Annotated in this window: 19 protein-coding genes; 5 read left to right on the top strand and 14 right to left on the bottom strand. The window is 48.7% G+C overall.

What is annotated here, in order from left to right:
- Positions 1–3 precede the first annotated feature (3 nt).
- From ACFQNF_RS02200 to ACFQNF_RS02190, 3 genes are all read right to left on the bottom strand, one after another.
- On the bottom strand, positions 4–966 hold the full coding sequence (locus ACFQNF_RS02200) for an aspartate carbamoyltransferase catalytic subunit (RefSeq protein ID WP_046351512.1): 963 nt from the start codon (positions 964–966) through the stop codon (positions 4–6).
- On the bottom strand, positions 959–1441 hold the full coding sequence (gene ruvX / locus ACFQNF_RS02195; protein ID WP_380185793.1) for a Holliday junction resolvase RuvX: 483 nt from the start codon (positions 1439–1441) through the stop codon (positions 959–961). The genes ACFQNF_RS02200 and ruvX overlap by 8 nt, the downstream gene beginning before the upstream one ends.
- A 72-nt stretch (positions 1442–1513) precedes the next feature.
- A complete protein-coding gene (locus tag ACFQNF_RS02190; protein WP_231743278.1) occupies positions 1514–2065 on the bottom strand; it encodes a YqgE/AlgH family protein in 552 nt (183 codons plus the stop codon).
- A gap of 105 nt (positions 2066–2170) precedes the next feature.
- Between ACFQNF_RS02190 and ACFQNF_RS02185 the strand changes: the two genes are divergently transcribed.
- From ACFQNF_RS02185 to ACFQNF_RS02175, 3 genes are all read left to right on the top strand, one after another.
- The gene (locus tag ACFQNF_RS02185) at positions 2171–3556 is read left to right on the top strand and encodes a cryptochrome/photolyase family protein (protein ID WP_380185792.1); all 1386 of its coding nucleotides are present in this window, start codon (positions 2171–2173) and stop codon (positions 3554–3556) included.
- Between the two features lie 50 nt (positions 3557–3606).
- Positions 3607–3978: a hypothetical protein gene (locus tag ACFQNF_RS02180; protein WP_380185790.1), complete on the top strand. Its 372-nt coding sequence runs from the start codon at positions 3607–3609 to the stop codon at positions 3976–3978.
- Positions 3979–4061: 83 nt separating this feature from the next.
- Positions 4062–4484, top strand: coding sequence for a hypothetical protein (locus ACFQNF_RS02175; protein ID WP_380185789.1), 423 nt, complete (start codon positions 4062–4064; stop codon positions 4482–4484).
- A gap of 10 nt (positions 4485–4494) precedes the next feature.
- Here the strand turns inward: ACFQNF_RS02175 and ACFQNF_RS02170 are convergent, their stop codons facing one another.
- From ACFQNF_RS02170 to gloA, 3 genes are all read right to left on the bottom strand, one after another.
- On the bottom strand, positions 4495–5376 hold the full coding sequence (locus tag ACFQNF_RS02170) for a CPBP family intramembrane glutamic endopeptidase (RefSeq protein ID WP_380185788.1): 882 nt from the start codon (positions 5374–5376) through the stop codon (positions 4495–4497).
- 111 nt (positions 5377–5487) lie between these two features.
- Entirely contained in the window at positions 5488–5766 is a 279-nt protein-coding gene (locus tag ACFQNF_RS02165) for a putative quinol monooxygenase (protein WP_380185786.1), read from the bottom strand.
- Positions 5767–5777: 11 nt separating this feature from the next.
- A complete protein-coding gene (gene gloA / locus ACFQNF_RS02160) occupies positions 5778–6167 on the bottom strand; it encodes a lactoylglutathione lyase (RefSeq protein ID WP_380185911.1) in 390 nt (129 codons plus the stop codon).
- A 114-nt stretch (positions 6168–6281) separates the two neighbouring features.
- Here gloA and ACFQNF_RS02155 point away from each other — a divergent pair, with 114 nt between their 5' ends.
- Positions 6282–7169 (top strand): LysR family transcriptional regulator, encoded by an 888-nt coding sequence (locus ACFQNF_RS02155; RefSeq protein ID WP_380185784.1) that lies wholly within the window; start codon positions 6282–6284, stop codon positions 7167–7169.
- 100 nt (positions 7170–7269) lie between these two features.
- Here the strand turns inward: ACFQNF_RS02155 and ACFQNF_RS02150 are convergent, their stop codons facing one another.
- The 7 genes from ACFQNF_RS02150 to ACFQNF_RS02120 form a co-directional block, all read right to left on the bottom strand.
- Positions 7270–8430, bottom strand: coding sequence for an AAA family ATPase (locus tag ACFQNF_RS02150; protein ID WP_380185783.1), 1161 nt, complete (start codon positions 8428–8430; stop codon positions 7270–7272).
- 647 nt (positions 8431–9077) lie between these two features.
- Positions 9078–9413, bottom strand: coding sequence for a hypothetical protein (locus tag ACFQNF_RS02145; RefSeq protein ID WP_380185781.1), 336 nt, complete (start codon positions 9411–9413; stop codon positions 9078–9080).
- Positions 9414–9415: 2 nt separating this feature from the next.
- The gene (locus ACFQNF_RS02140) at positions 9416–11641 is read right to left on the bottom strand and encodes an RHS repeat domain-containing protein (RefSeq protein WP_380185779.1); all 2226 of its coding nucleotides are present in this window, start codon (positions 11639–11641) and stop codon (positions 9416–9418) included.
- An 18-nt stretch (positions 11642–11659) separates the two neighbouring features.
- Complete coding sequence (locus ACFQNF_RS02135; RefSeq protein ID WP_380185778.1) at positions 11660–13639, bottom strand: DUF6531 domain-containing protein; 1980 nt, start codon at positions 13637–13639, stop codon at positions 11660–11662.
- A gap of 525 nt (positions 13640–14164) precedes the next feature.
- On the bottom strand, positions 14165–15208 hold the full coding sequence (gene fba / locus ACFQNF_RS02130; protein ID WP_293936300.1) for a class II fructose-bisphosphate aldolase: 1044 nt from the start codon (positions 15206–15208) through the stop codon (positions 14165–14167).
- 366 nt (positions 15209–15574) lie between these two features.
- The gene (locus tag ACFQNF_RS02125) at positions 15575–16090 is read right to left on the bottom strand and encodes a cupin domain-containing protein (protein WP_380185777.1); all 516 of its coding nucleotides are present in this window, start codon (positions 16088–16090) and stop codon (positions 15575–15577) included.
- 291 nt (positions 16091–16381) lie between these two features.
- Positions 16382–17554, bottom strand: coding sequence for a phosphoglycerate kinase (locus ACFQNF_RS02120; protein ID WP_380185775.1), 1173 nt, complete (start codon positions 17552–17554; stop codon positions 16382–16384).
- Positions 17555–17678: 124 nt separating this feature from the next.
- Here ACFQNF_RS02120 and ACFQNF_RS02115 point away from each other — a divergent pair, with 124 nt between their 5' ends.
- Positions 17679–18893, top strand: coding sequence for an MFS transporter (locus tag ACFQNF_RS02115; RefSeq protein WP_380185773.1), 1215 nt, complete (start codon positions 17679–17681; stop codon positions 18891–18893).
- Between the two features lie 56 nt (positions 18894–18949).
- Here the strand turns inward: ACFQNF_RS02115 and ACFQNF_RS02110 are convergent, their stop codons facing one another.
- Positions 18950–19483 carry a YfaZ family outer membrane protein gene (locus ACFQNF_RS02110; protein ID WP_380185772.1) on the bottom strand — a complete coding sequence of 178 codons (534 nt, stop codon included), beginning with the start codon at positions 19481–19483 and terminating at the stop codon, positions 18950–18952.
- Between the last annotated feature and the right edge of the window lie 570 nt (positions 19484–20053).

The raw sequence follows: 20053 nt of genomic DNA, 5'->3' as shown, positions 1-20053 counted from the left end.
ATTTTATTTATTCGCTTTCTGATTACGGGCCACAATCGCTAATACCGCCATGCGCACAGCAATACCAAAGGTTACTTGCGGCAAAATCACCGCTTGCGGGCCATCGGCTACGGCAGAATCGATCTCTACGCCACGATTCATTGGGCCGGGATGCATTACGATGGCATCCGGCTTAGCCAGCGCCAGTTTTTCTGGAGTAAGGCCGTAATACTTAAAGAATTCTTGAGTAGAAGGCAAGAAAGCCCCCGCCATCCGCTCATTTTGCAAACGCAGCATGGCAATCACGTCGACGTCTTTCAGGCCTTCGGCCATATCGTGATACACGTGCACACCCAACTGCTCGATGCCTGTCGGCAGCAAGGTTTTAGGTGCAATCACGCGAATTTCCGGGCAACCTAAAGTACTAAGCGCATGAATTTGCGAACGCGCCACGCGCGAATGCAAAACGTCGCCGACAATCGCCACGCGCAGCTTGGTAAAGTCGCCCTTAAAGTGGCGAATGGTAAACATATCCAGCATGGCTTGCGTAGGGTGGGCATGGCGACCATCGCCTGCATTCACTACGGCAATGCCTTTCTTAACGTGCTTGGCAATTAAATGCGCCGCGCCTGACTCTGAATGACGCACCACAAATAAATTAGCCCCCATCGCTTCCAGATTGTGGATGGTATCGAGCAGCGTTTCGCCCTTGGCGGTGCTAGAGGCTTGGATATTAAGGCTGGACACATCGCCACTTAAACGCTTTGCGGCTAGCTCAAAGGTAGTGCGGGTGCGGGTCGAGTTTTCAAAAAACAAATTAAAAACGGACGTACCGGCTAGATCTTGCCATTTATTATTCAGTAATTCGCCGTTCTCAACGTATTCGGCCGCCTGATCGAGGATTTGCGTCAGAATACGCTTAGGCAAGCCTTCGGTCGTCAACAGGTGGATCAGCTCACCTTGAGCATTTAACTGCGGGTTATACATCGGTATCCTCGTCGGAGCGATCAACAGAAACCTCGGCCGAGCGGTGGCTTAATGCCTCGCCAATCTCCGGGGAATCGAGATAAGTTTGTAAAATCTGCATCGCAGCCACTTGATCAAGGGCTGGCTTCTGACGGCGGCCACGTACCCCGGCCTCATTAAGTGCGCTGCAAGCGGCGGCGCTAGATAAACGCTCATCTACCAAAAATACCGGCAAACCAAAACGCCCGTGCAGGCGATTGGCAAATTTGCGTGAAAGACGCGTCATCTCATGCGGCGTGCCATCTAAATGACTAGGCAAGCCGACAATTAAACTAGCAGGCTGCCACTCGCGAATCAGCTGCTCAACCCGCGCAAAGCGACGCTCGTTTGCGTCACAGGTGATGGTTTCTACAGGGTGGGCAATACCCAACTCGGATGAGCCAACGGCTACGCCGATCCGCACTTCACCAAAGTCAAAAGCTAGGAGAGTACTCATTATTTTCCAGATGACAGCCCAGATTTCGAGCGTTTTCAAAATGTGGTGTGCCCAAACAAAGCCGCAGCAGAATTAAGCGTGGCCTGCTTCTTTGGACAACATTGCAATATCAATACCCAGCAAGCCCAAGGCCGCGGCATAACGCGCTTCAGGCGGTAAATCAAAAATGATTTTCGGATCGGCTTCTACGGTGAGCCAAGAGTTCTGTGCGATCTCGTTTTCTAACTGCCCTGCATCCCAGCCGGCATAGCCCAAGGTTAAAAACACCTGATCCGGCCCTTCACCGTCCCCCAGCGCCTGCAAGACATCTCTTGAAGTAGATAGCCCCATTTCATCCGAAACAGCCAAGCTAGATTGCCAGCTACCCAGCGGCGTATGCAGCACAAAGCCGCGATCGGTTTGCACCGGCCCGCCAAAGTGTACCGACAGCGCAGCCATATCGGGGCGATGCAGCTCGATATCGATCTGCTCAAATAGCGACGCCAGCGTCATACCCAGCGGCCGATTCACAATCACCCCCATCGCTCCCCGCTCATTGTGCTCGCACACAAAAGTCAGGGCTCGGGAGAAAATGGGATCAACGAGGCTAGGCATCGCAATCAAAAAATGACGAGAAAAGTTCATTGCGTTATCCATGCCTGCAATTATCGCACAAGGTGCTAAAAATGGGCGCATCACCAATGCCAATGGCACAATACGACATTCATATTCATTACGCCTCCTCTGCCCATGACATCACTCATTTGGTTTCGCCGCGATCTGCGCTTATTTGACCACGCAGCCCTGCATCACGCCTTAAAAGCATCCCAAAACGTGATTGCGGTATTTATTTTTGATACTGCCATTTTAGATGGATTATCAAAAGAAGACCGGCGCGTGGCTTTTATTTGGCATAGTTTGCAGCAATTAAAAGCAGCGCTGATTGAGCAAGGCTCGGATTTAATCATTCGCCACGGCATGGCCAGCGATGAAATCCCCCGTCTAGCGGCGGAGTTCAAAGCCACAGCAGTTTACTGCAACCACGATTACGAGCCAGCGGCCATTGCCAGAGATCTCAGTGTAGCCGAGCAATTAGCCACCATGGATTGCCGCTTTTACAGCTTCAAAGATCAGGTTATTTTTGAAAAAGACGAAGTGCTCACTAAAACCAGCGGCATGTATAGCGTATTTACCCCGTATAAACGCGCTTGGCTGGCTAAGGTGAATGACTTTTATTTCAAGTCCTACCCTATACGTCCTTATTTAAATCGCCTTGCGCCTCTGAGTGGCAAAGCGATGCCCACACTGGCAGAGCTGGGCTTTGATGAAATCGATGTCAGTAATCTTAAGCCCGGCATGGATGGCGGCGAGGCACTGTTTGATGACTTTTGCGAGCGCATCGGTGATTACCAGCAAGCAAGGGATTTTCCAGCGATAAAAGGCGTGTCTTATTTATCTGTGCATCTGCGTTTTGGCACGGTATCGATCAGAGAATTAGCAAAAAAAGCCTGGCAGATAGGCGGTGCAGGAGCAGAGACATGGCTTTCTGAGCTCATCTGGCGCGAGTTTTACCAGCAAATTTTATGGCATCGACCAACAGTCGTTCAGCACGCATTTAAGCCCGAATACGACACGCTGCCCTTCCCAAATAATCCTGAATACTTTGCCGCATGGTGCGAAGGCCGCACAGGGTTTCCGATTGTGGATGCCGCCATGCGCCAGTTAAATCAAACCGGCTTTATGCATAATCGCCTGCGCATGATCGCCGCCAGCTTTTTAGTGAAAGACCTATTAGTAGACTGGCGCTGGGGCGAGCGTTATTTTGCCGAAAAACTCAATGATTTTGATTTAGCCGCCAATAATGGTGGCTGGCAATGGGCCGCATCCACCGGCTGCGATGCCCAGCCTTATTTCCGGATATTTAATCCTGTAACGCAATCGGAGCGCTTTGATCCGCAGGGTAAGTTTATCCGCCGCTATTGCCCCGAGCTGGCAGCGCTCAGTCATAAAGAAATCCATGCGCCATGGTTGGTTAAAGCGATTTTTGGACAAAAAGCCAGCGATGACTATCCGCCACCGATTGTTGACCATGCGGTACAACGCCTCGCTGCACTGGCCTTATTTAAACGAAACTAAACCGATAGGGCGCATCGCCCATCTCATTTGCCTCAAGCAGACTCAAGCTCATGCCAATCATTTTTACGCCAGCCCGGATTATTTTTACCGTAATCTGCCTGCTCTGTACTTCTGCAGCGCTCGCTTTTTTTATCATCATGCAAGAAAAAGAGCAGGACGGGCACTGGCCATGGCCGGTGAATGGCGTGCTAATTAATCAATACTCACAAGCTGCCCAAGTATGGGATGACGATCACCGCTTTTACACAGTTCCCGCTCACACCCGCTCTGGCGATGAGCTGGATGTTGATCATGCTTTTGAGCCTGCCTCAGGACGCTGGTGCAAAATCGGCCCTCACACTGTTACCCTAAAAACCGATGGCTATTTTAAAAATTGCCCCTGCTTTGCGCTTGATGCGGGCCGGGCTTGTATTCAATTTTAACGTTCTAAAGCGGCAATAGATCACAACCAGAGGCCAAGCAATAACGGCATGATAGCCAGCTGACTTTTCCATGCATTGTGCCCATGACTCGTACTACCCGAATTATCTATACCCTGCTTTTTCTGAGTATCAGTTGCCTTAGTACCTATGCTTCTGCCATGTATTGGCCCTGGCCCTTAAATGGCAAAGTGGTGAATCAAAGCCGCTTGCCCGTTGCCGTATGGGATGGAGAACACGGTATTTATACCCTGCCCGCACATAGTTTTAGCCCCAAAGTGCTTGATATCGATCATCTGTACTCCAGCCAGAATAATCGCTGGTGCAAAATTGGATTACTCAAAGTACAAATTGATAGCAAAGGCAATATTAATCAGTGTGAATGCTGGGTAGATAATGCTGGAGACGCATGCAATAGCAGCCCTGTCGTCACCGAAATAAAATCCAGCCAAGCGCCAAAAGTAGCTCAGGCCGCACAACCTGCCAGCATTCCGGCCAGCTCAAACTAAGGCTGCACGCTTATACCCCCACATACTTCGGATAGGTAAAGCAAAGAAAATGGATAAGATTAAATCCAAAGTGCAGCAGAATCGCCATCTCAATGCGCCGGCTCTGTTGATACACCAAGGCATAGCCCAAGCCTGCCAAACTAGCTAAAGCCATATACATCGCGCCACCTGCAAAATGAGCCAGCCCAAATAACAGCGCCGAAGCGGCCACCGCCAGCACCGAACCCGAAGGTTTACTACTGATCCGGTGCAAAGATTCTTGCACAAAGCCTCGAAAAAACGCCTCCTCAGCGATGCAAGTCAGCAATAAATTAACGACAACAAATACCGCCGTAGCCGATGGCAACTTAAAATCAAAACGGAAAAACTGGCTCAGCAGGCCGGCAATGCTCAACAGCCCAATCGTTGCAAAAACAACTAGCCATGAACGCCTAAAATCCGCTTTTAGCCCGGCGAAGCTTGTCGCCTTGCGGCAAAACAAAACCAGCAACAATAAGCCTGCGATTCCCTTATCAAAATTGGCATAGAGCGTAAATGGCGGCGCATCTGCACTCAATTGCACGCCCTTAAAAATCAGTAAATTATTAAACCCCGGCACCTTATGCATCGCCAAAGCCAGCGCCAGCACCGCCGCAATCACGCCCAAAGCTAGCCGTAAAACAAAAGATAGCCGATCGCAGCTCGCCCCCGATAGTGCCAAAGCCAGCACTAAAACGAGCAATAAAGCAGTAAACCCCATCACTCCCGTTGCCAACGCAACAGCGAGTGCCAGCACAAAACACACTAGCCAAGGCCAAATAGCAAACCTGCCCCACTGCACCGCAGGTAACCATGCACATACAATGGCCAGAATTAAAAACACATAGGCTGGGGAGCTTAGAAGTTTGAGCATTTTTAATCAGCAAGAGGGGTAGAGAGGAAAGATGATACGGGAAATAGCTGACATAAAATGGCCTCCGAAGCAGGAGGCCATTATGCATCTCAAACAGAATTAACGAGCGATTTACGTATAGTGATGCTCGTCGTAAGCACGGCTTAGATAATTATTAACTTGATCGTTAAAAGCGATCCAGTGAGGCGTCTTCTGATGAGAAAGCAAGCAGTCCTTGCCCTCCCAATGCTCAATCAGAGCAAAATTGAGTGGCTGAGCATGATTCTGCCACAGTTGATAGTAACGGCAACCATCCTCCTTGATTGACTCTACAACCATGGTGTTGAGTAGCGCAAGAAAAGCGTCTTTATGCGCAGGGTTAATCTCAAAAAATACATTCAATATAATCATGGGGTGCTCCATTATAAAGATCCTTGCTGGATCAACTCGATTTGATGGCCATCTGGGTCTTCGATAAAGGCGATAATGGCCGAGCTTTGCTTCATCGGCCCAGGCTTGCGGCTAACCCGATAAGCTAACTCGCTGGCCTGCTTACACAGGCCTTTGATATCATCGCTCTCTATCGCGATATGGCCATAATAATTTCCATGCGTGTAATCCTGCTTGTCCCAGTTCCAAGTCAGCTCGATGGCAGCCTGCTCGCTCTCTGGGCCATAGCCTAAATACACAAGGCTAAAGCGTCCTTCCGAAAAATCAATACGACGTAGCACCTGCATTCCCAGTACTGCTTGATAAAATCTTATCGATGCATCTAGGTCTGCCACACGAAGCATGGTGTGCATCAATCGCATCATTGGCATTCCTCTTAGTAGTGAATGGAGAAGACCATTATTGCAAGTTTACCTATTCATAAAAAGTGAAACATAATGAACATATAATTCACTTTTTATGAAAGATTAAATCGCATGATAAATAGCAGCCAACTTAAAGCCCTCTGTGCCGTCATAGAACAAGGTGGTGTCAGTGCAGCGGCAAACACGCTGTTTTGTGTGCCGTCCAATATCACAAAAAAAATTAAAGAATTAGAAAGTGAATTTGGGCTTTGCCTCTTCCACCGCGAGCGAAACCGCTTGATCCTCACCGCAGAGGGAAGAACCTTCTACCAAAAAGCGCAGGAATACCTCGCCTTGCACGCGCAAGGAAGATCATTGTTTTACGACGAGCCCATCGTGGGAGAATTACGAATCGGTGCACTCGATATTGCACTTAGCCATCATCTACCCGAACCCATCGCCCACTACCGCATAGCCCACCCCGAAATAAAGCTGAACATTGTGCACGGCCATTCGCTTGAGCTAGAGCGCCAGTTACAAGCAGGAGAATTAGATCTTATTTTTTCAGATGGCCCAATCGAGCATCCTCTGATGGGCGGGGTTTTGGCTTTTACTGAACAACTGGTGCTGGTCGGTGCCGAGCCAGTAGAAATCCCCAAGCAAACGCTCTACGCCTTTCCCTCCACCTGCCACTATCGTCATCTAATTGAGGCGAGTTTAAATATGCAGGGAATTCGGCCACAAACACTGCTTGAAATCGAATCCTACCCTATTATTTTTGCCTTAATCCAAGCAGGAAAAGGCTGCGCCTTTATCCCCAGATCCCTCGCCGAGGCTCAAGGCGTGCCCCACTATAGCGAGCCAATCCAGAGCAATATCTACGCCCTGTGGCGTAAAGGAGCAATCTGCCATTTGGGCAGCGAGTTTATTGAAAAGGTTACGAATGTGAGCTTGATAAGCGATGCAAAAAATAACGAAGCCAAAGTGATAAAAACACAGCAAAAGCCAAGCCAAACGTAACTCCTACTTATTTCACCCCAATCAATTTAAGCAAACCAACTGAAATACCATCAATTTAAAGCAGTTAAAGCCGCCTCTGTAGCTACTAAGCGAAACAAGCCTATCTGTTCGCCCATGACCATGCTGGCTTATCCAAATCATGCTGCCCTAAAATCGACGTTTCACCGCAGTCTTTTTGCAAAATAATCGAATTGCAATCTGCTTCACGCTCAAGTGCTGCAACCAGACGGCTGGCATGGCTAACAACAATCACCTGGCTGTGCAGCGCAGCGGCAGAAATCAAGCGTGCTAAAGCAGGCAATAAATCGGGATGCAAACTGGTTTCTGGCTCGTTCAATACCAAAAGCTCCGACGGGCGCGGGCTAAGCAAAGCGGCGATCAGCAATAAATAGCGTAGCGTGCCGTCCGATAACTCCCTTGCCGCCAAAGGGCGCAATAAGCCACGCTGCCACATCAAAACACTAAAGCGCCCATCACTCACGGCAATCTCGATCCGTGCGCCGGGAAAAGCATCGTCAACCGCCGCCATCAAGGCCGCCGCATCGCCGATCTCAATAATGGTTTGCAGCGCTGCAGCCAAATCAGCGCCATCATTCGCCAAAATAGGCGTGTAAGTGCCAATCTGCGCCTGCCTAGCGGACGCGCTGGCATCGGTACGTAAATGATCATAAAAACGCCAGCGACGCATCGCCTCGCGCAGCTGCAAAACCTCGGGCGCATTAATCGGATCAGCACATTGGCTAAAAATACTATCGTAAGCAGGCACATGCTGGCTGATTACTTGCCAGCTACGCCCCAGCCGCGTTTTGGCAACAGCATTACGCCTGTCCATCAGCAAGGTAACTTCCCGCTGAACACTTCCCGCCCAGATCTGCTCACGCTTTATTTCAGGATCGGCTGCAAATAACGATGAGCTGGGTGTGGGCAAACCTAAATCAATCGCATAAGAAAAATCATCGCCAGCAAAGCCCAACTTGAGTGAAACCACAGCCTTCCTTACCGTAGCTTGAATCGGCACCTCACCACGGCGCATTGCACTAGAAATACTCTCCGGCCCCGCCCACAAAGTGGAAGCAAAGCCCCCCTCCTGCGCCAAATGCCCAATCAAACGCCCCGCTGCCGATTCCGCAATTAAGCGTAAAGCACGGTATAAACTCGACTTCCCGCAGCCATTAGCACCACTAATGACATTGAGCTGAGCCAAGGGAACAACTAAATCGCGTAAGGAGCGGTAATTGGCAATAGCAAGTTTATGCAGCATGGCAATCAATCAGCAAAAACACCATCATAAAGGCAAGTGCGCCCTGTGACATGGGTGTTTCTTTACAAAATGCACAGAGATGGAAAGCTTGGAATAAGAGACTAGGATTTCAGATTAATAGCAGGGCACAGCTTATTTGCATTAATTAAAAAAATCACCTTTAAAACCATAAATAAATAATTAAATAAGCTGTTTATTACTGACTACCATATTTAATCGATCGACCTGATTATGCCTCTTACTCAATGGACTCTGTGTAAATGGATTTCTTGAATGCGGGGCTTGGTTTTTGAATTTGTAGGGCGGGTGAAACCCGCGAGCGATACTGAATAAATACGAGGGTTTCACCCACCCTATGATATTTATAATGAGATTGAGCAGGAGGCATAATCAGGTCGATCGTGCAGATCATAACAATATTACTGGCTGCGTTGCGCAGGGCGTTAATGTCGTCGATGCGGCGTAAATTGCTGGCGGCATCGTTTTATTTAGTAAACATTTGTTGGGCTTTGCAGGCTTAGGCATAAGGTACAAAGCCCTATGTGAAGAGTGGCGGGTTAGCCATAGGCCTAACCCGCCACTCTTTATTACCGCCGGAATGATGATGAATACAGACAGCCTATTTGATTGACATCAGCGCGGGTTGATCAAGAGAGAGCGTTAAATCTAATAGATAACTGATCAAGGGCAATTTCTAATGCAGCAGCTTCTGAATCGCATAAAAAATCAGACCATTCACAAGAGTCATCTGCAACAGTCACTTCAATAATGACTTTATCTAATAAGTGCTCTCTTTGCTCATAATAAGCAGGTTCGGCATATATTCGTTCTTTACGTAACACACGTGGAAAGAACCTGCCTTTCGGTGAGTAACAAATTTGAATAGAAAGCTTTAAATATCCAAAGACATTAATATCAGGAGTTTCAATTGGTGCGAGCTCATACTCAGAAATTATTTTGATCAAACTATCTGTCGTAAACATTCTTACTTACCTCCCCCAACTTCATGACAATGTCGCTTGTAGCATCCGCGAGGAATCCGACTATTGGCATCCTTTTGTGCCGCCACACAAGCGTCTGGCTTCGTTTTAGCTGTAGCAGAACCATACATTCTGTCAGGGCAAATCGCTTTAACATCAATTTGCTGAACATTACAAACTACTTCACAAGTTTGTGATTTATTAAGCAAATTATCTAACCAATTAGCCGCTCCTTGTATGCAGCCTTCAATAGAAGGGATTTTCATAGGGGGTATTGGCATAGGCATTGGAGCGGGAACAATAACGCAAAGCGGTGGGAGACACAAAGGAACTGGTATCGGGTAGGGATATTTTGGCTTTGTTAAGCCAAAATCTTCACTCAAACCAAATTTATCCGTGCTACCAACCGGATTCCCACCCACATACCCATAAGTATTAATCCCGCCAGCCAAACCAATCGGATCAGATTCAATATATCTGCCTGTTGCAGGGTCGTAATCGCGGAAGTAGTTGTAGTGTTTACCGGTTTCTTTATCAAAATACTGACCGGGGAAGCGCAGGTTGTAGCTGAACGTTTTACCTGTTTTACCTGTTTTACTTGGGTCTTCGTCAGCCAAGCTATTGCCGAATGGCTCGCCATCCCAGCGCCAGAGGATTTGCTTGCTGGTTGGATCGGTAATCTGGCGGGGCGTGCCAAGGTGGTCGGCCCAAATATAGCTGATGCGGCTTGAGCCAACCGTCGCCACCGGTATATCGCCTAACCAAACGGTTTCCTGCACGCGCTGACCGCTTGGCAGATATTCACCCAACAAACGGCCCTGTGGATCATAGACAAACAGGGTAGTGCCCGTGGGGGAAGTTTTTTGTACTCTTTGCCCAAGCGCATTGTAGCTATAGCTGACGACCACCTTAGCTTTAGTGGATTTTATTAAGCGGCCAGCGTTGTTGTACGTCAGCACCCAGCCATTATCGTTAGCACGATTACCTGCCGCATCGTAAGTGTAAGTGGCTTGATTTGCACCGCTGGATGACAGCAGGCGGTTGCTATTGTCAGCGTGCTTATAATTTGTACTCGCCGCTCCAACGGTTTGGTCGCTGCGGTTGCCATTGAAATCGTAAAAATAGTTAAACGAGCTGTTATTACTGACGGCCAGATTTAGCCGGTCGAGCAGATCGTAACTATATTCCTGGCTGCGTTGCGGGGCGTTAATGTCGTCGATGCGGCGTAAATTACTGACGGCGTCAAAGGTATAAACGCGGTTGCCATCGGCAAGGCTTTGCCCAGCAAGCAGGCCTGTATTGGCTGCAACCCTTGCCCAAATCTGACCATTACTCCAGCGCCAGCTTTGTGCACCGATATGGCTGGACCAAACCAGCTGATCCAGCAAAGGCTTGCCGTTAATTTGCACACCACTGATTTGCCCCGCTGCATTACGCAAGTAGCTGATGATGATGCCACTAGGGTAGTTGATGGTTTCTACTTGACCGAGGTGGTTAGAGGTATAGCCAATTTTTGCAAGCGTCTTGCCAATTTGGTGCTGCGCTTGAGCAAGATTGCCCTGTGCATCATAACGGTAGCTGGTGCTGCCACTTGGATTAGTGATGCTGGCGACTTTCCCCACCAAGCTTGTGTCATAAGTAAAAGCATTGATGCCATCACCAAAATCAACACTCCGCACACGACCCAGATCGTCGTAGGTATAGGTGGCGGTCTTTTTTCTGGCGTCGGTATAGGCTTGAATCTGCCCGCTGGCCGTGCGGGTATAGCTACTGGTGCCTGTATCTGGGCTGACTAATTTAATCAGATCATCAAAACCGTTGTAGCTGTAGCTGGTTTTAAAGCCTTCTGGATCAGTTACTTGCACCAAATTATCGCGGGCGTCGTAGCTCATCAGTGTGGCTTTACCCGCTGCATCGGTGCTTTTGCTTAAGCGATTTAAAGCATCGTATTCATAGCGGGTAACCCGGCCCAGCGGATCGGTGCTGGTTTGGCGATTGCCATTGGCATCATAGCTGTAGCTATAGATCTGGCCTTTTGCATCCCATTCTTTTTCTAGCCTGCCTAAAGCATCGTAACGCTTAAAGCGGCTTACCACTGTGGCGTGAGTTGGTAAGGCACTGACGGATGATGCCGCAGCAGCAGGGGCAATGGGTGCTGCAAAAGCAGCTTGGCTCAAAAGAAAAATACTGCCCAGCAACACTTTGCCCGGCAGAGCTGTAGATATAAACATAGGTTGGCCCCTGAAAGATTATTTGGCAGGTTTTACTGACTGAGCCTGTTGCACTTGCAGCAGACCATTAGCGAGCGTGCTATCAGGATCGTAACGATCCACTTGCTCCTGTAAACCTGCCTTATTCAGGGTGTAAACCTCACGATGGCCTTGGTTATCGGTAATTTCGCTCAGGCGATGCGCTGCGTCATAAAGATAATTAATTACTAAACCATCAGGCAGCGTGGCCTGCTTTAATAAGCCCGTTGGCCAATAGTCAAAACGACTTAATGCCGCGCCGACTTGCCTGCTAATTAAGCGATTGCGGGCATCGTAAGTGAGCGTCGATTTAATTCCATCTGGCGAGAGGATTTCTAATGGATTGCCATTGGCGTCATAGCGGGTGAACTGGGTAATCTGCTGAGCAGGATTAGTCAGCGCCGTTACATTACCTTGAGCATCGTATTGATAACTACTGGTTTTACCATCTGGATCTGTGCTGGTTTTAACTTGCCCAAAATCGGCATAAGTCCAGCTCCAGCGGCGGGTTTGCCCGTCGGCTGTGATGGCTTTATTCAGCAGATTGGCATTAGCGTCGTACACAAAGCTAGTAACACGGCCAGGCTCGGTCACTTTAAGCGGTAAGCGCCATGTAGCATGCCATTCGGTACTGATGGTACGGGCAAGCGGCGTGCCAGCGGCTTCGGTGCGGCTGGTTTCTAAATTACGGGCCAAATCGTAAACGTAGGTGGTTTTGTTGCCATTAAAGTCTGTACGGCTGGTCACATTGCCGTTGGTGTCGTAGAGCAGATTGTTGCTGGCTGCACTGCAGCCTGCACCACCCGGTTGATCCTTGCCCTGCAAACGCCATGTTCCCGCGATCAATTTGAACTGATAGCGCCTTACCGAGCCCAATGGATCCGTTTCTTCAGTCCAGCGCGTACCGCTGGCAGGATCACCGCCAAAATTAAGCGTAAATTTATCCACACCACCCGCATGCTCGGACGAAATCGCCTGACCTTGTTCGTTGTAAGCCCACGAAGCAAAGCGCTGACCATTTTCATCGATTAGGCCAGTGAGTAAAGATGGATTGCGAGTGTCTTCGTAGAGATATTGACGACTGGTGTTGTCAGCGTAGGTGACTTTGCTGAGGCGGCCAGCATCGTACATATAGCTAGCGACCGTAAGACCATTGGCTTGAGTTTGGCTCGCGTGAATCCCATCGATGTAACTAAATGTTAGGACGGAGCCCAAATTGTCTTTAACTTGGCTTAAGTGATTATTGGTGTCGTAGCTCAACTCTAAAATACGGCCATTAGGCGCAACGACTTGGGTTAGTTTCCCAGACTGATCATAGCTCTCGGTATTAATTCCATCGGCAACTACAAACCCTGTATTCGTTACAGTTAGTTGGTAATGATTAGCAAAGGAGCTCGTAGTGGCTTTTCCTGTTAAATCAAACAAAAAGCTTTTACCATCCTCTCGCTCAACCAAATAGCCTGAAATCCCACTGGCGGGTGTTTGACTGCCAATATAAGCCAACCAGCCATGATCAACATCATTGGCCGGAGCCAGCATATAGTTACTCTTAGAGACGGGTATAACTCGGCGCATGAAGTTGTGACGCCAGCCAATACCGACACCAAGATCAAAGGAATCATTGCCATTGTAAAAACGTTTAAAACTCAAACCATTGGCCAAAGAAAAATCCGTTTCTTCTTGAAACTTGTTACCGGATAAAGTGGATATTGGATTGCCAGTCCAAGGACATGAAAGACCTTTATCAAGATCAGATTTTTTTGGTTGCGTACAACTTGTGTTTATAGGGCATGCAGATAAAGGTGAACATATGCCAGTATTGGTCAAGTATTGACCAATACTGCACTTTGATTTACATGCATTCGATGTGCTATCAAAAAACGAGCCAGATGGGCAATCATCGCAAAATTTGGCTCCGCTACCTAAATTATAAGTTCCTACCACCCCGTTACCACAAACGGGGTAAAACCAGCTAACCATAGATATGGTTGTCGTAACTTTACCGCTAGAGTCCGTTGTGGTATCAACGCGTGAACACGTCCACCCACTTAACCCTTTTGTATCATATGGAAGGGCACCATCAGACCATCCAATGTCGCCACCCCATGATCGAATAAGGACATTAGTATTTTTAGCCATCCATTGACAAGCAGCAAGATGCTGCCCCGGCAAAAAAATGGCTGAGCCACTTTCATTTGCCGCTCGAATATTAGGAATTGGACCATGTGCATAAGCAAAATTCACAATTAATGAAATTAAAAAAACTATAATTTTCATAAATATCTTTATCCAATTTTAATTAATTATCTTTTTTAGTGGTACATAATTTATGCAACTAGTTAAACTCAAAGCTATATAACGCCCGCATAATTATCTATGCACAATCTGCATTTTCATAGTAAATTTGGCACTTATAATTTCAGATATATTATACCAATAATAAAAAGGGTGAATACGATTTCTCGTATTCACCCTTTTTTATTAATACCTAATACTTAATACCACTTAAGCCTTGTTATATCTCAACGCCATTTTCTCCAGCGATACCGGTTTCATTTTCTCTGCCATCCCTGCCGCGCCAAAGGCGTCGTAACGGGCTTCGCATATTTCGCGCATGGCGACGATGGCGGGTTTTAGGTATGCGCGGGGGTCAAAATCTGCGGGGTGCATGGCTAGATGACGGCGGATGGCGGCGGTCATGGCTAGGCGCAAATCGGTATCGATATTGATTTTGCGCACGCCGTACTGGATGGCGCGGCGGATTTCTTCTACGGGAACTCCCCATGTAGGTTTCAACTCACCACCGTATTTGCGCATTTCTTCGAGTAATTCTTGCGGTACGCTGGATGAGCCGTGCATCACCAAATGCACATCGGGGATGGCGGCGTTAATGGCACGCACGCGGTCAATCGCCAGTACTTCACCGCAAGGTGGCTTGGTAAATTTATACGCGCCGTGGCTGGTGCCAATGGCAATCGCCAGCGCATCTACACCCGTGGCTTTCACAAACGCCAGCGCTTCTTGTGGATCAGTCAGCATTTCGGCATGGCTTAATACGCGGTTTGCGCCTACGCCGTCTTCTTCTTCGCCCATGCCGGTTTCTAAGCTACCCAAACAGCCCAGCTCGCCTTCTACCGATACGCCACAAGAGTGGGCCATGCGTACCACTTCGGCCGTCACCGCAGCATTGTAGGCGTAGTCTGATGGTGTCTTGCCGTCTTGCAATAGGGAGCCATCCATCATCACGCTGGTAAAACCCATCTTGATTGCGGTTAAGCAAACAGCAGGGCTAACACCGTGATCCTGGTGCATCACGATAGGCAGATGCGGGTAGCTGGCTACTGCGCCTTCGATCAGTGTTTTTAGAAATTGCTCGCCTGCATATTTACGCGCACCGGCACTGGCCTGCAGGATCACTGGGCTGGACGTGGCATCGGCGGCTTGCAAAATAGCCTGAACTTGTTCGAGGTTATTCACGTTAAATGCGGGTACGCCATAACCGTGTTCAGCGGCGTGATCAAGGACTTGGCGAAGGGATACGAGTGACATGGCTAAGATCCAGATTATTGTTGCTGCGATGCAACACATATTAGTATCCCACGCCGCCCTATCCAATCGGGAGTAACGCCATTCGGGAAAACGCTAAAACCACTTTGCTGTGATTTCAATCGTAATTGAATAACTATTCAGCTAAAAAAACATGAATATTGAGCCATAAAAGCCACTTAATACCGAATGCATAAAAGGCAATCCAGAAGCAATAATACTTTGCAAATACTTCTTTTAAAAAATGCAGAGAGGGCTGGTTTTGATACCCACCCTGCAATTTTCTTTAATAAAATATGCAGGCAAACAATGCAATCCACCCGGATCAACAAAGTCTTAAAGGCGCTTGCTTCAGCAGGCGGCAGCGGCTTAGAAAGGCCCGTTTGATTCGCGCAGTTGATCGGGTAAACCATCATGCTCACCCAAATCATGCTTAAGCGCATCTTGCCAGTGGAAATCGCCAATCTCGGCATTTCTTTTAGGGTGCAGCGGGTAATCGACTTTATTGTCGGCACGATTGGTGTCGCCCACCACCAGCAAACGCACATCGCTATCGGTGTTATTAATAAACACATGGGCGATGCCTGTACCGGCAGGAAAGCCCACCGCATCTCCCGCCTCTAAGCGATGCAACACGCCATCTAGCCAGCAATCGGGATTGCCTTCGATGACGTAAACGAATTCTTCTTCGGTTTTTTCAGAATGCGGCCAAGAGGTGCGCCGGCCCGGTGGCAATAGCTCATGATGGATGCCAAGACGTGTCAGACCAAAAGTGCGGCCAAAAGGCGAGCCGATAGATAGCCGCTCGGCACTGCCGGAATAACAGGAATTATCCGCCATCTTGATTTCTTGCCAGTGCTTGATAAAAGGCGGGCGAGTTGTCATTGCTTATCCTCTTCTCGAATTAAACAGGCGAAAAAAAAGCCAGCATCGTGGCTGGCGTTAATCTTACTGAGAGAGTAGAAGCGCCGTCTATAAAAGACGTAAATCATCTCAAGTGTGTTCACTTGTAGGGTGCAATAAGTCTGAGGCTTTATCCAGACGCATTGCGCCGTTCTTCGCCAACCACCTTGCGGCGTAATGCAGCCAAGCAAAAAACGCTTGGCTTTATTACGCCCTACGAAAAACATTCTGCTCAAATTGATAGGATTGGGATATTTCCCGCCCCCTACAACCTTAAGCGCCGCGCTGTTCCAGAATCTCTACGGCTGGCAATACTTTACCTTCAAGGAACTCAAGGAATGCGCCACCGCCGGTTGAGATATAGCTGACATCATTGGCAATATCGTACTTAGCCACAGCGGCCAGTGTGTCGCCACCACCGGCAATCGAGAATGCAGGCGATGCTGCAATCGCACGGGCCAGTACTTCGGTGCCATGACCAAACTGATCAAATTCAAATACGCCAACTGGGCCATTCCAAACGATGGTGCCTGCGGTTTTTAATACTTCAGCGAGCCTTGCTGCGGTATCCGGGCCGATATCAAAAATCATATCATCGCTTGCTACATCGCTAATGGCTTTAACCACGGCTGGCTCGGTTGGGGAGAATTGCTTACCAATCACTACATCGCTAGGCAAAGGCACATCGCCGCCGCGGGCGCGGATTTTGGCGATCACGCGCTTGGCGTTGTCGACCAGATCGGCTTCGGCTAAAGATTTACCAATTTCATGGCCTTCGGCTAGCAAGAAAGTATTGGCAATCCCGCCGCCAACGATCAGGTAATCCACTTTATCAGCCAAAGATTCAAGAATCGTCAGTTTGGTCGATACCTTAGAGCCCGCCACAATCGCCACCAGCGGTGAAGCCGGTGCTTTCAGCGCTTTGCCTAAAGCATCCAGCTCGCCCGCCATCAACAGGCCCGCTGCCGCGATAGGGGCAAATTTAGCCACGGCATGGGTAGACGCTTCGGCACGGTGAGCCGTACCAAACGCATCGTTTACAAATACATCGCACAGCGCGGCGTAGGCTTGGCCCAACTCGTCCGCGTTTTTCTTTTCGCCTTTGTTGCAGCGCACATTTTGCAGCAGCACTAGCTCACCGGCTTTCACTACAAAACCGTTGAAATCATTCACAACGCTTACATGGCGATCCATCAACTCACCAAGGCGCTTCGCCACAGGGGCAAGATCGTCTGCAGGCTGAAATTCGCCTTCAGTTGGGCGGCCCAAATGGCTCATTACAATTACGCCAGCGCCCGCTTGCAACGCAGCCTCAATCGTAGGAATCGACGCGCGAATACGGGTGTCATCACCAATCACGCCGTCTTTCATTGGCACATTCAGGTCTGCACGGATCAGTACTTTTTTGCCCGCTAATTCAAGCTCGGTCATTTTGCGAAAAGCCATGGTGGATTCCTTTGGAATGGTGAGTAAGTAAGTGTCATTGCAAATACGCAAGCAGAGCATAACGCCCCAGCCCCACCTGCGCTTAAGATGTTTTACGCATTTTAACATACTGATTCTGAGATCTATGAAGCCAGCACCTGCACTATTGCGCAATCGCAATTTCCTTTTACTCTGGCTAGCCAGCTTAATTAGCAACTTTGCACTCGCCATCGCCATGCTGGCCGAAACATGGCTGGTGATCAAAACGCTGGGCGCAAAAGAGCAATTGGGGCTGGTGATGATCGCCGGATCTGTGCCACGAATTATGCTGATGGCGGTGGGCGGCGTGCTGGCCGACCGGATGAAGCGCAGCCATATTATTTGGGCCTCGGTGGGCTTGCGGGTGCTGTTGCTGCTTGTGCTGGTGGGGATTATTGCCAACGATCAACTTAGCATTGGCGTGATGGTGGGCTTTGCGCTGATTTATGGCGCGCTGGATGCTTTTTTCTGGCCCGCACGCGATGCGCTCATCCCCAATATTGTGGCAGATAGCGATTTAACCCGCGCCAACTCCATCATGCTGACGACTAATCAAGTGGGTCTGGTGTTTGGCCCCGTACTGGGCGGCACCATGCTGGCTTTGTTTAGCTATGAAACGGTATTTTCGCTCACGGCCATCATGCTACTAGCTGGGCTGATTGCCATGGCGCTGATCCAAGAGCCCACCTTACTGGCAGGCCGCAAGCGATTCAGCATGCTCATCGAGCTAAAAGAAGGCATGCAGTACATGATTCAAACTCCCGTGCTGCGGGCCTTGATGCTGGTTTATGCTGCGGCCAATTTACTCTTTATGGGCCCATTGGGATTAGGCGTGCCGCTGGTGGTAACCGATCTATTACAAGGCAGTGCCAGCACACTTTCCTTTATGCAAAGCGCTTTTGCGGCAGGCATGGTCTTGGGCGGATTACTGCTCACCCTCTACCCTCCCACTCAAAAACGCTTGCTGATGATTACTGTGGTGATTGCCATCGAAGGCCTGCTGCTGGCCTCCTTAGCACTCGCTACTTGGCTGCCCGTAGCCATCGCGCTGCAAGTATTAATCGGGCTAGGCGTTGCCGCCAATAATGTGCCGATGGTGTCGCTGATCCAGCATTACGCCGACAGGCAAAAACTAGGGCGAATTATGAGCCTGAATTCAATGGTATCCATGGGCCTTGCCCCGCTCTCCTACGCTCTGGTTACTGCTTTGTTTTCTATGCATATCAGCATTCAATGGGTGCTATCGGTCTTTGGCCTGCTACTGGCGCTGCTGATGATGGGGATGACGGTGAAGATGCGGGTGATTCGGGAGATTGATTAGTTAGTTAGCTGCCATAAAAAAACGCAGCCACCGCTGCGTTTTTTATAAAACATAAATTAGAAATTAAGTTGTGCGCCCACATACAGGCCATCGGCCATGCTGACCGATCGGTTGCCGTCTTCGCCCTTCACATGGCTGTATTGATAACCCGCATCCAGCGATACCATTTTGGTCATATCCCAGCGAACACCTGCACGCATTTCTTTATAATTTTCAACGCCACTGGATGCAAATCCCGATGGTGCAAAATAGCCTTGGCCATAAATAGTAAACGCGCCGACAGGAATATCTACGCCACCGCCTACAGCCGCGGCGTAATGATTATCCTGATGTTTTAAATCCATATACACCAGCTTGCCACCTGCTTTAAGCTTGGCAATCCCCAGCGGTGCTTGCACACCAAGGCCCAAAGAGCCCACATTACCCCGGCCATCATTCGTCAACCAATCTGCACTGGTGGTCATCAAAAGCAGGCTGCCTTCATAGGATGCGCCAAAAAAGCCATCGCCCACTCTGGCGGTTAAACCACCCGCCTGTGCGGCCATAGGTAAAGACAAAGCCAAAATTGCGCCTAGTAGTGTTTTTTTCATGCCAGCTCCAGCAGCGTTAACGAGGATATTCGTCAAATAGTAAGCTGTTGAAATAGCCATTGGGTAGGCTATTAATTCCATTTTAATGACGATTTTGTACAAGGCTTATCACCCCCCATGCCGCGCCCTAAATCAAACGCCCCTGATCGCAGATTTAAATGATCACATTGTCATTACGCATTAAATAAACGCCCCTGCGGGATTGATGACAATCCCCATATTAAAAATCTATTTACTTAGCAAATAAAAAATCAATTTTAATCTATATTAAAAACCATCTTTAATTCTTACAAAAAGCACCGGCTGTTATCCTTCAAGTTTTCTAATTCATAACCGATAAACAGATAGACAACAAATCTTTACACTTTGTTTTCAGGATAAGCATCCTGTCGGACTTAAGCCTTATTAATAGAAAACAGCAGTAGAATGAGCTAAGCCATTGCTACTCACCTCTTTATAAATAGTAAGTTATGCCTCTTGCTCAATGAGCGCTGTGTTGATGCTCTTCTTGAGAACGGGGTCGGCCTTTGAATTTGTAGGGAGGGTAAACCCCGTGAGCAATGCTGAGTA

It is taken from the genome of Iodobacter arcticus, assembly GCF_042664895.1.
Lineage (GTDB): Bacteria > Pseudomonadota > Gammaproteobacteria > Burkholderiales > Chitinibacteraceae > Iodobacter > Iodobacter arcticus.
Note: the sequence above shows the minus strand (reverse complement) of the source record. Positions and strands in the feature narration are given on the sequence as shown.

What these genes read in the sequence shown, in the direction of transcription:
- fba (WP_293936300.1), bottom strand. Translation starts at nt 15,208, where the DNA reads ATGTCACTCGTATCCCTTCGCCAAGTCCTTGATCACGCCGCTGAACAC.
- ACFQNF_RS02140 (WP_380185779.1), bottom strand. Translation starts at nt 11,641, where the DNA reads ATGTTTATATCTACAGCTCTGCCGGGCAAAGTGTTGCTGGGCAGTATT.
- ACFQNF_RS02125 (WP_380185777.1), bottom strand. Translation starts at nt 16,090, where the DNA reads ATGACAACTCGCCCGCCTTTTATCAAGCACTGGCAAGAAATCAAGATG.
- ACFQNF_RS02185 (WP_380185792.1), top strand. Translation starts at nt 2,171, where the DNA reads ATGACATCACTCATTTGGTTTCGCCGCGATCTGCGCTTATTTGACCAC.
- ACFQNF_RS02115 (WP_380185773.1), top strand. Translation starts at nt 17,679, where the DNA reads ATGAAGCCAGCACCTGCACTATTGCGCAATCGCAATTTCCTTTTACTC.
- ACFQNF_RS02145 (WP_380185781.1), bottom strand. Translation starts at nt 9,413, where the DNA reads ATGTTTACGACAGATAGTTTGATCAAAATAATTTCTGAGTATGAGCTC.
- ACFQNF_RS02170 (WP_380185788.1), bottom strand. Translation starts at nt 5,376, where the DNA reads ATGCTCAAACTTCTAAGCTCCCCAGCCTATGTGTTTTTAATTCTGGCC.
- ACFQNF_RS02165 (WP_380185786.1), bottom strand. Translation starts at nt 5,766, where the DNA reads ATGATTATATTGAATGTATTTTTTGAGATTAACCCTGCGCATAAAGAC.
- ACFQNF_RS02135 (WP_380185778.1), bottom strand. Translation starts at nt 13,639, where the DNA reads ATGGTTAGCTGGTTTTACCCCGTTTGTGGTAACGGGGTGGTAGGAACT.
- ACFQNF_RS02190 (WP_231743278.1), bottom strand. Translation starts at nt 2,065, where the DNA reads ATGAACTTTTCTCGTCATTTTTTGATTGCGATGCCTAGCCTCGTTGAT.
- ACFQNF_RS02150 (WP_380185783.1), bottom strand. Translation starts at nt 8,430, where the DNA reads ATGCTGCATAAACTTGCTATTGCCAATTACCGCTCCTTACGCGATTTA.
- ruvX (WP_380185793.1), bottom strand. Translation starts at nt 1,441, where the DNA reads ATGAGTACTCTCCTAGCTTTTGACTTTGGTGAAGTGCGGATCGGCGTA.
- ACFQNF_RS02120 (WP_380185775.1), bottom strand. Translation starts at nt 17,554, where the DNA reads ATGGCTTTTCGCAAAATGACCGAGCTTGAATTAGCGGGCAAAAAAGTA.
- ACFQNF_RS02180 (WP_380185790.1), top strand. Translation starts at nt 3,607, where the DNA reads ATGCCAATCATTTTTACGCCAGCCCGGATTATTTTTACCGTAATCTGC.
- gloA (WP_380185911.1), bottom strand. Translation starts at nt 6,167, where the DNA reads ATGCGATTGATGCACACCATGCTTCGTGTGGCAGACCTAGATGCATCG.
- ACFQNF_RS02155 (WP_380185784.1), top strand. Translation starts at nt 6,282, where the DNA reads ATGATAAATAGCAGCCAACTTAAAGCCCTCTGTGCCGTCATAGAACAA.
- ACFQNF_RS02200 (WP_046351512.1), bottom strand. Translation starts at nt 966, where the DNA reads ATGTATAACCCGCAGTTAAATGCTCAAGGTGAGCTGATCCACCTGTTG.
- ACFQNF_RS02175 (WP_380185789.1), top strand. Translation starts at nt 4,062, where the DNA reads ATGACTCGTACTACCCGAATTATCTATACCCTGCTTTTTCTGAGTATC.
- ACFQNF_RS02110 (WP_380185772.1), bottom strand. Translation starts at nt 19,483, where the DNA reads ATGAAAAAAACACTACTAGGCGCAATTTTGGCTTTGTCTTTACCTATG.